12 protein-coding genes are annotated in these 12,137 nt (G+C 61.3%); 8 read left to right on the forward strand and 4 right to left on the reverse strand.

Translation table 11 applies throughout. From position 1 onward, the window contains the following. Positions 1–17: 17 nt before the first annotated feature. From yidC to rpmH, 4 genes are read right to left on the reverse strand one after another with little or no spacing between them, the layout of a single operon-like run. Entirely contained in the window at positions 18–1,124 is a 1,107-nt protein-coding gene (gene yidC / locus ACFT1A_RS00350) for a membrane protein insertase YidC (protein ID WP_378445265.1), read from the reverse strand. Between the two features lie 4 nt (positions 1,125–1,128). Continuing rightward, positions 1,129–1,509 (reverse strand): membrane protein insertion efficiency factor YidD, encoded by a 381-nt coding sequence (gene yidD, locus ACFT1A_RS00355; protein ID WP_007729147.1) that lies wholly within the window; start codon positions 1,507–1,509, stop codon positions 1,129–1,131. Continuing rightward, positions 1,506–1,886, reverse strand: coding sequence for a ribonuclease P protein component (gene rnpA / locus ACFT1A_RS00360; protein WP_378445267.1), 381 nt, complete (start codon positions 1,884–1,886; stop codon positions 1,506–1,508). Before rnpA ends, yidD begins: the two co-directional genes overlap by 4 nt. A gap of 26 nt (positions 1,887–1,912) precedes the next feature. Next, positions 1,913–2,056, reverse strand: a complete 144-nt coding sequence (gene rpmH, locus ACFT1A_RS00365) for a 50S ribosomal protein L34 (protein ID WP_003942540.1) — start codon at positions 2,054–2,056, stop codon at positions 1,913–1,915. A 780-nt stretch (positions 2,057–2,836) separates the two neighbouring features. On the opposite strand from rpmH, the gene dnaA reads away from it, so the two are divergent. From dnaA to ACFT1A_RS00405, 8 genes are all read left to right on the forward strand, one after another. Next, positions 2,837–4,399 (forward strand): chromosomal replication initiator protein DnaA, encoded by a 1,563-nt coding sequence (gene dnaA / locus ACFT1A_RS00370; protein ID WP_003942491.1) that lies wholly within the window; start codon positions 2,837–2,839, stop codon positions 4,397–4,399. 584 nt (positions 4,400–4,983) lie between these two features. Continuing rightward, a complete protein-coding gene (gene dnaN / locus ACFT1A_RS00375) occupies positions 4,984–6,168 on the forward strand; it encodes a DNA polymerase III subunit beta (protein ID WP_007729165.1) in 1,185 nt (394 codons plus the stop codon). 44 nt (positions 6,169–6,212) lie between these two features. After that, the gene (gene gnd, locus ACFT1A_RS00380; protein ID WP_378445269.1) at positions 6,213–7,121 is read left to right on the forward strand and encodes a phosphogluconate dehydrogenase (NAD(+)-dependent, decarboxylating); all 909 of its coding nucleotides are present in this window, start codon (positions 6,213–6,215) and stop codon (positions 7,119–7,121) included. Then, entirely contained in the window at positions 7,122–8,351 is a 1,230-nt protein-coding gene (gene recF, locus ACFT1A_RS00385; protein ID WP_378445271.1) for a DNA replication/repair protein RecF, read from the forward strand. It abuts the gene before it with no gap. Beyond that, positions 8,344–8,889, forward strand: a complete 546-nt coding sequence (locus tag ACFT1A_RS00390) for a DUF721 family protein (RefSeq protein WP_003942471.1) — start codon at positions 8,344–8,346, stop codon at positions 8,887–8,889. Before recF ends, ACFT1A_RS00390 begins: the two co-directional genes overlap by 8 nt. A gap of 124 nt (positions 8,890–9,013) precedes the next feature. Next, entirely contained in the window at positions 9,014–9,925 is a 912-nt protein-coding gene (locus tag ACFT1A_RS00395; protein ID WP_378445273.1) for a metal-dependent hydrolase, read from the forward strand. Beyond that, the gene (locus ACFT1A_RS00400) at positions 9,925–11,046 is read left to right on the forward strand and encodes a PDR/VanB family oxidoreductase (RefSeq protein ID WP_378445763.1); all 1,122 of its coding nucleotides are present in this window, start codon (positions 9,925–9,927) and stop codon (positions 11,044–11,046) included. Before ACFT1A_RS00395 ends, ACFT1A_RS00400 begins: the two co-directional genes overlap by 1 nt. Positions 11,047–11,085: 39 nt before the next feature. Continuing rightward, positions 11,086–12,009, forward strand: a complete 924-nt coding sequence (locus tag ACFT1A_RS00405) for an alpha/beta fold hydrolase (protein WP_378445275.1) — start codon at positions 11,086–11,088, stop codon at positions 12,007–12,009. Positions 12,010–12,137 lie beyond the last annotated feature (128 nt).

Consider the following 12,137-nt stretch of genomic DNA (forward strand, 5'->3'; position numbering starts at 1 on the left):
TCGTTCTCTTTCCTGGATCAGCGCCGTTTATTGCGCTTGGGGGAGTTGCCGCGGTTGCTCTGTGGCCGGTTCTGTTTGGGTTTCGACGTGGAACCACCACTGGAACCCGAGGGCTTCGGCTGTGGCTTCTTGAGCGAAACTTCCGGGGCGTCGCCGTCGTCGTCAGCTGATTCCGCGGTCTTCAGCGCAGCCGGGGATCCCTTCTTCTTATTGGGATCCGGACGAGCACCGGGCTTGGGCGCATTGTCGTTTCGGCGAGTGATCGCTTCCTGCTTCTTGGCTTCTTCTTCGGCGTCGATCTTGCGGAAGACGAGGTGCTGCTGACCGTAGGTCCAGATGTTGTTCGACACCCAGTACAGGAGGATCGCGATCGGGAGGAACGGTCCACCGACCAGAACACCGAGCGGGAAGACGTACAGCGCGAGCTTGTTCATGATCGCGGACTGCGGGTTCGCGGCAGCTGCTTCGCTCTGACGGGCAACGGAAGCGCGTGAGTTGAAGTGCGTCGCGATGCTGGCGATGATCATCAGCGGAGCGGCCACGAGAATGATGTTCAGGCGTGACGGAAGCTCGGGAACGTTCTCGGTGACGTAAGCCTGAAGCTGCGCAACCGGCGTCGTGATCGCGGCCGAGATGGGCGCGCCGAACAGACGAGCATCCAGGAATGACTGGACGTCAGTGGCCGAGAAGACGTAGTTCGGAGTGTTGAGGTTGTCCTCGGCACTCATGCTCAGCTGGCCCATGCCGGTGCCGGTGCGGTTGAACGAGCGCAGGACGTGGAACAGACCGATGAACACCGGGGCCTGAGCCAAGACCGGGAGACAGCCCATGATCGGGTTGAATCCGTGCTCCTTCTGGAGCTTCTGCATCTCGACGGCCTGGCGCTGACGGTCGCCCGAATACTTCTTCTGCAATGCCTTGATCTGCGGCTGCAGTTCCTGCATCTGGCGGGTCGTGCGGACCTGCTTCACGAACGGCTTGTACAGAACCGCACGCAAGGTGAACACCAGGAACACCACGGAGAGCGCCCAGGCTATTCCGTTGTCCGGGCCGAGAATGAACCCGAAGACCTTGTGCCAGACCCACAGAATCGCGGATACCGGATAGTAGATGAAATTGAGCACGGCTCTAAGTACTCCTCTGTTCGTCCGTCGGACTGTGACACGCTGCGCGTGCTTCCGGACAGCTATGGCGGCTACCCGCATCACGGTCACGACGGGCAGGGACAGGGTCCCACCCTCCAGAATGCCAGGGGGCACACTTCGCCAACCGCACCACAGTCAAGAAAAGGCCTTTGATCGCCCCGTGAGTGCGCAGCGCTTCGACTGCGTATTCACTGCAGGTGGGGGTGAACCGGCAGGTCGGCATCCTCAAGGGCGACACATACGTCCGGTACAACTCGATACAGAAGATGAGAACAGTGGCGGGAGCGCGACGCACAGCCTTCAACACCGTGATGACACGGGAGGCTCTGGGAGTCTCGATCTGCTCAGAGAGCGGAGTACTCATGGCTCTTCACTTACCGACACCAATAGGTTCATTTTGGTCAGGCCCCCACGCAACTGCTTGGCCAGTTCGGCTGAACTGGCGGTAGCTGCGCCCGGAAGTGCGCGGATAACCACGTCTGTCTCCGGCAAAACCTGTCCGACGAAATCTGCACAGATATGACGAAGCCGGCGTGCGACTCGATGTCGAATCACCGCCGGCCCGACAGCCTTGCTCACGATCAGCCCGAAACGGGGACCGTGATTTGTTACTACCAGCGCCTCTACTTGCTCGCGATCGAACGCGTGCACGACAAGGTCGCGTCTTCCCATACGACGCCCACGTCGCACCGCCACGGAGAAATCCGCGTGGCGACGCAACCGGAACGGCTCAGGCAACACCCCGAGCTCCTGAACTCGAAATCAGATCAGGCGGTGAGGGAATCGCGGCCCTTACGGCGACGCGCCGAAACGATTGCACGACCCGCACGGGTACGCATACGAAGACGGAAGCCGTGAACACGCGCGCGGCGGCGATTATTCGGCTGGAACGTCCGCTTGCCCTTGGCCACGGTCAACACTCCTCGAAGTTCATTGACGCCTCCCGGCGTCATTCAGTGATCGACGCCTTACGGCGCCTTTGGATCCAACAGGTACAGAACAATCAACTTCACTCGTTGTGGCTTGGAAGACCGATCCGACCTGACATATGTAGCCAGCACGAAGCGATCACCACCAGCGGGTGACCGTTCGAGGTTACTTACCACCGTTGCCAAGGTCAAACCAGCCCGATTCGAAGCCCTTCCGCGGCAACTGCGACGACACGCCGACAGCTGCATTATTCCGCAGATTCCGATTGCGGTGTGCATACGGCCGTGACCTCGAGCGAGGCGGCAAGTGTGACCTTGGCAACAGTTCCGCTACGGACTGCAGGTGGCTTGAAGGCAAGCCGGACGGTTCCACCGGCGCATGCTCGCGACAAGGCCTCATCAGCACATACGGGCATGAGCGCCGGACGCGACCCCGAATCCCGAGTTTCCACATTCATCCACAGGGCTGTGAGTGTTGACGCATCCCCGACACCAAGTGGCGAACGCCTCGAGTTCCGACAAAGTTGCAGGTAGATCAATTTCTCGGTCACGTCAGCGAATTTGGTTGACGAAAAAACCGACTCAGTGCAGGTTTGTCCACATCTGTGGATAATTGTGTGGAAACACAGCCCAGGTGGCATATTCGTAGCCTGTTACGGGGTTCTCACCCCGGGTGGTAATCCACCGAATCATTCGACGCCGCAGCCATACGCTCGGCAGCTGCAGCACACCCACTGTCGGCGAAACACGGGAAGGAACCACGTGAACGACGATCCCAACGCGCTCGCACGGGTCTGGGTCGACGTGGTTGCAGAACTCACGAGTGATGACCCCGGAAGTAATCTTCCGGCTTTGAGCAGTAAGCAGAAGGCGTTTGTCCGTCTGGTGAGGCCTCTCACACTTGCTCAGGGTTTTGCACTCCTCTCGGTTCCATCGCCATTTGCTCAAGAAACGATCGAGCGCGATCTACGCGAGCCGATCCTGCAGGCACTCGGACGCCATCTCGGCGGCCAGGTCGAAGGACTCGGTGTCCGCATCGCACTCGAAGACGATGCCGACGCACCCGCCGAACCGGTCGAGGAGCGCACGGGCAGCCGTCAGTTCGAGTCGGTCAACAGCTCGGGCGCATACCGTCGTCGCAGATTCACCGAAGGCGACGGCGAACCCTCGGACTCCGAGACTGCCGAAACCGAAGAAGTCGACGACGACCGCGAAGCACTCGCGAGCGTTCACGAATCGTGGCCGTCGTACTTCACGAAGCCGCCCGCTACTCCTTCTGCTTCGGGGTCCGGCGCCAACAGCCTCAACGCGAAGTACACCTTCGACACTTTTGTGATCGGTTCGTCCAACCGATTCGCCCATGCCGCTGCGGTCGCGATCGCGGAGGCGCCGGCGCGTGCCTACAACCCCTTGTTCATCTGGGGAGCTTCGGGACTGGGCAAGACGCACCTTCTTCACGCCGCCGGCCACTACGCACAGCGTCTGTTCCCCGGAATGCGGGTCAAGTACGTCTCGACCGAAGAATTCACCAACGACTTCATCAACAGTCTTCGTGACGACCGCAAGGTCGCGTTCAAGCGTCGCTACCGGGAAACGGATGTCCTGCTGGTCGACGACATCCAGTTCATCGAGGGCAAGGAAGGTATTCAGGAGGAGTTCTTCCATACCTTCAACACCTTGCACAACGCGAACAAGCAGATCGTCGTTTCCTCGGACCGTCCGCCCAAGCAGTTGGCAACCCTCGAGGAGCGTCTGCGGACGCGCTTCGAGTGGGGCCTGATCACCGACGTTCAGCCGCCTGAGCTCGAGACGCGTATCGCGATTCTGAGCAAGAAGGCGAGGATGGATCGCCTCGAGGTCCCGCACGACGTCCTCGAGCTGATCGCCAGCCGTATCGAGCGCAACATTCGTGAACTCGAGGGCGCGTTGATCCGCGTCACCGCTTTTGCCTCGCTCAACCGTCAGCCGTTGGATCTGACGTTGGCCGAGGTGGTCCTGCGAGATCTGATGCCCGATTCGTCGAGCCTCGAGATCAACGCGGCGACGATCATGGCTGTGACGGCCGAATACTTCAACATGTCGATCGACGACCTGTGTGGGCCGGGTAAGGCCCGGCCGCTCGCTCAGGCCCGCCAGATCTCGATGTATCTGTGCCGTGAGCTCACTGATTTGTCATTGCCGAAGATCGGTCAGACGTTCGGCCGTGACCACACGACGGTCATGTACGCCGACAAGAAGATCCGTAAGGAAATGACGGAACGCCGCAAGGTGTACGACCAGGTTCAGGAGTTGACCGCAAGGATCAAGCAGCGCTCCAAGCGTTGACCTGCACTTATTTCGATCGATGCCGCTCGAGGCAGAGGTTTCCCTCGAGCGGCATCGGTGTATTCGAAGGGGTTATGTGCGGTCCCCTCGAGGGCGGTTGTCCGCCTCGAGGGACGACACGCCGGAGTTGGACACGCCGATGAGAACAAACTCTTCGTTTCTTGTGAAAAGTATTCACATCTGTGGATAACTGTGTTGATAACTCTCGAAGTCTGTGGAGTTCTCGAGGAGGAATCCGAAAACTTTCAGAGAGTGCACAGAGGGGGTCGATTGGTCCTCGAGTCTGTCCTCGAGAAGTGCACAGGCCCTCGAGGGGACCTACCAGCGTCGACAACCGTTGCTCCACAGATTGCACAGGACTTATTACTACTACTGAGAATTTCCTAGGAAAAGCTCTTTGAAAATAGTTCTGGGGACAACTCCTGTTGAGAACCTCGCCTCAGGCTGCGCTCATCCCGGCTTCGGCTTTCCACTTGCGCCCTCGAGGGCATACGGTGGGCATCGCTTGGTCTGTGTCAGACTTCAAGTGAGCTGATGCAGATCCGCAGCAGACGAACATGCCTACCGAGAGGAATAACCCGGCGATGGAGCTTGGAAGCCTGAAGTTTCGCGTTTCCCGGGAAGAGTTCGCTGATTCAGTAGCGTGGGTTGCTCGTAGCCTGCCCTCGAGGCCGCCCGTGCCGGTTCTCGGCGGAGTTCTTCTCGACGCAACCGAAGCCGGCCTCACCGTTTCCGGGTTCGACTACGAGGTATCCGCGCAGGTCCGCGTCTCGGCAGATGTCACAACTGCAGGTCAGGCACTCGTCTCCGGTCGCCTCCTTGCCGATATCACCAAGTCGCTTCCCAACAAGCCGGTCGATGTGACCCTCGAGGGCACTCGCGTGCTCATCTCGTGCGGAAGCGCCAAGTTCTCCCTGCCCACGATGCCGGTCGAGGACTACCCGCAGCTTCCGACGCTTCCGCAGCAGTCCGGGTCCATTCCCGTCGACCTGTTCTCCGAAGCCATCAGCCAGGTAGCCGTTGCAGCCGGCAAGGACGACACCCTTCCGATGCTCACGGGTATCCGTGTCGAGATCGAACAGAATTCGATCGTCCTCGCCGCTACCGACCGCTTCCGTCTCGCTGTGCGTGAACTCGAGTGGACTCCGGCCAATCCCGACGTCCAGGCTGCTGTTCTCATCCCGGCCAAGACTCTGTCCGAGTCCGCGAAAACGCTTGCCGGCAATGCAAATTCGCCGGTCGAGTTGGCTCTCGGTTCCGGTACGACCATCGGAAACGACGGACTCCTCGGCATCGTCAACGACGGACGCCGCACCACGACGCGTCTCCTCGACGCCGAGTTCCCGAAGTTCCGTCAGCTGCTGCCCGCTCAGCACACCGCGATGGCAACCGTCGAGGTCACGCCTCTCATCGAGGCCATCAAGCGTGTAGCACTCGTCGCCGAGCGTGGCGCACAGGTTCGCATGCAGTTCTCCGCTGACGGTCTGCTCCTCTCCGCTGGTGGCGACGACGCCGGCCGCGCAGAAGAGACGCTCAACGCGTCGTTCCAGGGCGAAGCACTCACCATTGCGTTCAACCCCGGTTACCTGATCGACGGGTTGAACTCGCTTCACAGCGAAAACGTTCTGTTCGGCTTCACCACTCCCAGCCGTCCGGCTGTTCTTCGCCCCGCGGCCGAGGAAGAGCCCACGGCAGACGAGTCCGGTAACTTCGCTGCGCCCTCGAGCGAGTACACGTACCTGCTGATGCCGGTTCGCCTTCCGGGCTGAGTGGTACCCCGCACTTCAGTTCGCGCCTGACCAGGGAGAACAGTATGAAGATCGGACTCGTAGGTCTCGGCAAGATGGGTTTCAACATGCGTGAGCGCTTGCGCGCGCATGGCCTCGAGGTAATCGGATACGACCCTCGACCAGAAGTCACCGATGTCGGGTCACTTGCCGAACTCGCTGCTTCCCTCGAGGGACCTCGAGTCGTCTGGGTGATGGTTCCGGCTGGTGAAATCACCCAGAGCACGATTGCCGAACTCGCGGCTTCCCTCGAGGGCGGCGATCTGGTCATCGACGGTGGAAACTCTCGCTACACCGACGACGCTGTCCATGCGGAGCTGTTGGGCGCCCGTGGGATCGGTTTCCTCGACTGCGGTGTCTCCGGTGGCATCTGGGGCCGTGAGAACGGCTACGGCCTGATGGTGGGCGGATCCGAGCCCGACGTGGCGAAGGCAATGCCGATCTTCGACGCTCTGCGCCCCGACGGCGACGCCGCCGACGGTTTTGTCCATGCCGGCCCGGTCGGTGCTGGTCACTACGCGAAAATGGTGCACAACGGCATCGAATACGGGCTGATGCAGGCGTATGCCGAAGGGTACGAGCTCCTCGAGGCGGAAAGCCTGATCGCGGACGTTCCGGGTGTTCTCCGAGCTTGGTCGAAGGGAACCGTCGTACGTTCGTGGTTGCTCGATCTGCTTGTCGACGCCCTCGAGGAGGATCCGGAGCTCGCGCAGATCACGGGCTATACCGAGGATTCCGGTGAGGGCCGCTGGACGGTAGAGGAAGCCATCAAGCACGCTGTCCCCGCTCCCGTCATCTCCGCTGCTCTGTTCGCGAGATTTGCTTCACGACAGGATGATTCACCGGCCATGAAGGCGGTGTCGGCCTTGCGCAATCAGTTCGGTGGTCACGCGGTCAAGAGCGCTTCGCCCAAGAATTCGGCTTCTGGAAGCTAAGTGTTCGTTCGTAGATTTTCGCTGCGTGACTTCCGATCCTGGGATTCGCTGACGCTCGACCTCACGCCGGGAACAACCGTGTTTCTCGGTTCGAACGGGCACGGTAAAACGAACGTCCTCGAGTCGCTCGGGTATCTGTCGACGCTGTCGTCACATCGAGTGTCCGCGGATGCACCGATGATCCGCAGCGGTTCCGCCAGTGCCTTTGCCGGTGCAACGGTGGTCAACAACGGGCGTGAACTGACCATCGATGTCGAACTGATCGAGGGAAAGTCCAACCGCGCCAGGATAAATCAGTCTCCGACGCGTCGTCCGCGTGAAGTGTTGGGGATTCTGCAGTCGGTGATGTTCGCGCCGGAGGATTTGTCGTTGGTACGCGGCGATCCTGGTGATCGTCGACGCTATCTCGACGAGTTGTTGACGTCCCGGATTCCCCGAATGGCCGCTGTCCGTGCGGATTACGACAAGGTGCTACGCCAGCGTTCGGCGCTACTCAAAACTGCCGGTGCGGCTTTGCGTCGCGGTTCTCGAGGTGGCGAGTCCGACAACGTCCTCTCCACCCTCGAGGTGTGGGACGGGCATCTGGCTGCTCACGGCGCACAATTGTTGGCCGGGCGCCTCGAGTTGGTCCACGATCTGGCGCCGCACCTGGCAGAGTCGTATCGTTCCATCGCGCCCGAATCGCGGCCGGCGTCGATTCGATACAAGAGCAGCCTCGGTGCGTCGTTGGATCCTGAATTCACCGACCCTGCAAGGATTTCCGGTATCGATGACGTCGCGTACCTCGAGGAGCGATTCCATCTCGAGTTGGCGCAGATGAGGTCGAAGGAAATCGATCGTGGAGTGTGTCTGGTCGGTCCGCATCGGGACGATCTGGAGCTGATTCTCGGCGACAGTCCGGCGAAAGGCTTTGCCAGCCATGGTGAATCGTGGTCTTTTGCGCTTTCGCTGAGACTGGCAGGTTTTGCCCTACTGCGTGCAGACGGCAGCGACCCGGTTCTGATGCTGGACGACGTGTTCGCGGAATTGGACCGTCGTCGCCGTCGTGCGCTCGCGACCGTTGCCGCTACCGCCGAACAGGTACTGATCACGGCTGCTGTTCCCGAGGACGTACCGGACGAACTCGAGGCGGCCAAGTTCGGCGTCGAAGCCTCCGATACCGGAGACGGTCGGATATCCCGGATAGTGCCCGTAGGCTCGACAGATCAGGAGGTCGAGTTCGATGACTGAAGACAGCAGCGCGGCTCCGGAGCCCGAGCTCAAAGGGATCGATCTGGCGCGCCGTGCCCTCGAGGAGGCGCGCGCGACGGCCAAGGCCAATGGCAAGGCCGTCGGGCAGGGGCGTTCGTCGCCAAAATACGGAAGCGGCCGCCCGCGTCGGCGCAGCGGTTGGTCCGGCCCCGGCCCGGATGCGCGGGACCCTCAGCCGTTCGGTGCCCTCACCAGTGCGATCTCCAAGTCGCGTGGGTGGTCCCCCAAGGTGTCCGAGGGCACGGTCCTCGGCCGGTGGCCGCAGGTCGTCGGTGAAGACATTTCCGCACACGCCGAGCCAATTTCCCTGAAAGAAGGTGTTCTCAGCATCTCCGCCGAATCGACGGCGTGGGCGACCCAGCTGCGCATGATGCAGTCGCAGATCCTGGCGAAAATTGCCGCTGCCGTGGGTGACGGCGTCGTGAAGACGCTGCGTATCACCGGACCGAGCGCGCCGAGCTGGCGCAAGGGTGAACGGCATGTGAAAGGCCGCGGACCTCGCGATACGTACGGCTGAGGAAAACTCAACCAGGCTCTGGTTCTACCTATTACTTCGTGTTACAGTTAAAACTCGCTAGTGAGTGAACTGTGTCACAAGGCTGTCGTTCCCCACCGTTCGGCAGGCATGAAGGAGTAGCCAGATGTCGCAGAAGATATCGACACCCGCTTCGTCGTTCGCCGAGCCGGATCACATCCTGTTGCAGGCTCGCAATGTCGAGTTCGACTGGTCTGATCTGCCCATGCACTGGATTCCGGGCGATCCGTTCAGCACACACGTTCTCAACGTGCTTCACCTTCTCCTCCCTGCCGGTGAGGAATGGTTTGTCGAGACCTTCAAGGAAGCTCTTCCCCTGATCGAGGACGAAAAGCTCCGCGAAGACGTCGTCGGATTCATCGGCCAGGAGGCGATGCACTCCAACGCGCACTCGGGTGTGCTGGTCCATCTCAGGGAGAACGGCCTCGATCCGACGCCGTACACGCAGCAGATGGAATGGACCTTCTCGAAGCTGCTCGGTCCGCGCCCGATGACGGGACTGCGCGCCGAAAACCACCTGGTGGAGCGTTTGGCGATCATCGCGGCCATCGAACACATCACCGCTTTTCTCGGCGACTGGGTGCTCAACGCCAAGGGACTCGACAAGGCCGGCATGCACCCGACCATGCTCGATCTGCTCCGTTGGCACGGCGCCGAAGAGGTCGAACACCGCTCCGTCGCGTACGACGTCATGCGCTACTTCGACAAGCGCGAGACACGCCGCATCCGAACGCAGATCGTCGTCACGCCGGTACTGGTGTGGCTGTGGATTCGTGGCACCAGGTTCCTCATGCGCAACGATCCCGAACTTGCCGCTCAGGCTCCCAGCCGTCGACGCCCCCACCTGTCCGATTTCATCGCGGCGGGTAAGCGAGGCACGGTTCCCACCTCGTTCGAGCTGGTCAAGCGGATGTCGACGTACTTCAGCAAGTCGTACCACCCCAGCAAAGAGGGCTCGACCGCCCAGGCGGTGCAGTACCTTGCGTCGTCACCCGCAGCACAGGCGGCTGCACGGTGATTTCACTCTCGAGGGTCAAGGACGTCATCTCCGGTCACGACGGGTTGCCGCGGTTTCCGGCGCCACCCGATCTGTCCGGCAAGAACCGTCCCGACCGCGCCATGCGCATCACGGAGTTGTTGGCGGACAAGTACCTTCGGGTGTTGACGGCCTACGACTACAACCCCGAGATCGCGGGCCACAACCCTGACACGGCCATGAACATGGTGGTCAGCACGCGTGAGGTGGTGGCAACCGACGAGAACGTCGTTCGCCTGCGCTTCGAATCCGCCGACGGCTCACCGATTCCGCCGTGGCATCCGGGTTCGCACCTGGACTTCCATCTACCTTCGGGTCTGCGGCGTCAGTATTCGCTGTGCGGCGACCCTGCTGATCGCACGGGATACAGCGTCGCGGTGCGCCGGATCCCCGACGGCGGTGGTGGTTCCATCGAGATGCACGCCCTGCAGCCCGGTGAGCACGTCACGGTACGCGGACCTCGCAACGGCTTCCCCTTCGTGGGCGAAGGCAGCGCGTTGTTCGTCGCCGGCGGTATCGGCATCACACCGATCATCGCAATGGTCCGTGCGGCAAGAGAATTGGGGATGGACTGGTACTTCGTGTACTCGGGCCGCTCCCGTGAATCCATGCCGTTCCTCGACGAGATCGCGACCTGGGATCCCGAACGTGTCTTCGTGCGCCCGGACGACGAGTTCGGATTGCCCACCACCGCAGATCTTCTCGGACGAGCGCCGGTCGGCGGCGCCGTGTACTGCTGTGGCCCGACGCCGATGCTCGACGCCGTCCGCCGTGGATTCCGCGATACACCCTCTGCCGCTTTGCATTTCGAGCGGTTTGGGGCTCCGCCGGTGATCGACGGCAAGGAATTCGAAGTGCAGCTGGTCAATTCGGGTCAGGTGCTCACCGTGCCGGCCGACGAGTCCGCGCTCGACGTCATCAAGAAGACGTTGCCCGGGGTCGGGTACTCGTGTCAGCAGGGGTTCTGCGGAACCTGTCGTGTGAAGGTGCTCGCGGGTAAACCCGATCACCGCGAAAGGCGTCTGACCGATACCGAGCAGGAAACGGAGATGCTCATCTGCGTATCCCGTTCCGACGGTGGACGTCTCGTTCTCGATCTCTAGATTTCCCAGTCCGAAGGATTAACTCCGAAGGGTTCAACAATGTCCAAGCACTCTCCTGTCCATGCCGTGACCGCGCGTCGGGTGACCAACGGTTCCGTCAGCCTGGCCGTGTTCGAGCAGGGCAAGGCGGACGGCGAGACCATCGTCCTGGTGCATGGTTGGCCCGACACCCATGAATTGTGGAATCGCGTCGTGCCTTTGCTCGCAGACGACTTCCGCGTCGTCAGCTACGACAGTCGCGGGGCCGGCGAGAGCACGATCCCCTCGAGGGTGCAGGACTACCAACTGAGCGCACTGGCCGGCGATCTGTTCGCCGTCATCGACGCGGTCAGCCCGGGTAAGCCGGTACACGTCCTCGCTCACGACTGGGGATCCGTCGAAACCTGGGAAGCGGTCTGCGAGCCGGGTGCCGAAGAGAAGATCGCGTCGTTCTCTTCCATCTCGGGCCCGAATCTCGATCATCTCGGTAAGTGGATCCGGGCGAGCGCATCCAAGCGTCGTTTCCTCGGCCCGGCGGCGCAGGGAATCGCGTCGGCCTACACCGTTCTGTTCCAGATTCCCGGCCTGTGCACCCTTCCGTTGCGTCTGTGGTTCTCCAAGCACTGGCCGGCATTTCTGGGGTTCTTCGACGGTCTGGACCCCCGTGTGGTCAACACCGCGCCCACCATCGCCGACGACATGGTGAACGGACTCAAGCTTTATCGGGCGAACATCCGGCCGTCTCTCGGCAAGCCGCGGGATCGGTACACGGACGTGCCCGTTCAGCTCATTCTGAACAAGTACGACAAAGCCGTTCGTCCGGTGGGATACGAGGACGCCGAAAAATGGGTCTCCGACCTGCAGCGACGTGAAATTCCCGCGGGACACTGGTCGCCGTTTTCACATCCGGGCGAGGTTGCCGAACATGCGCGGGCATTTATCGCGAGCCTGAGAGAGCGTCGCTCGGAGAAGCAAAGTTCCTAGCGTTTCACCTTCAGTGGATCGTAAAAATTCGTCTGCGGCGCAGCCAGGGGTGTCATTGGCCGCTTCTAGTCGGTGCTTACCAGTAAGATGGTCAACGGTAACTAGCGGCAACATTCTCGAACCCGCTC

The organism is Rhodococcus sp. NPDC057135 (assembly GCF_042670865.1).
Classification (GTDB): domain Bacteria; phylum Actinomycetota; class Actinomycetes; order Mycobacteriales; family Mycobacteriaceae; genus Rhodococcus_F.

Excerpts from the sequence above, each read along its gene's own strand:
- gnd (WP_378445269.1), top strand. The coding sequence starts at position 6,213 with ATGAAGATCGGACTCGTAGGTCTCGGCAAGATGGGTTTCAACATGCGT.
- ACFT1A_RS00405 (WP_378445275.1), top strand. The coding sequence starts at position 11,086 with ATGTCCAAGCACTCTCCTGTCCATGCCGTGACCGCGCGTCGGGTGACC.
- ACFT1A_RS00395 (WP_378445273.1), top strand. The coding sequence starts at position 9,014 with ATGTCGCAGAAGATATCGACACCCGCTTCGTCGTTCGCCGAGCCGGAT.
- ACFT1A_RS00390 (WP_003942471.1), top strand. The coding sequence starts at position 8,344 with ATGACTGAAGACAGCAGCGCGGCTCCGGAGCCCGAGCTCAAAGGGATC.
- yidD (WP_007729147.1), bottom strand. The coding sequence starts at position 1,509 with ATGAGTACTCCGCTCTCTGAGCAGATCGAGACTCCCAGAGCCTCCCGT.
- dnaN (WP_007729165.1), top strand. The coding sequence starts at position 4,984 with ATGGAGCTTGGAAGCCTGAAGTTTCGCGTTTCCCGGGAAGAGTTCGCT.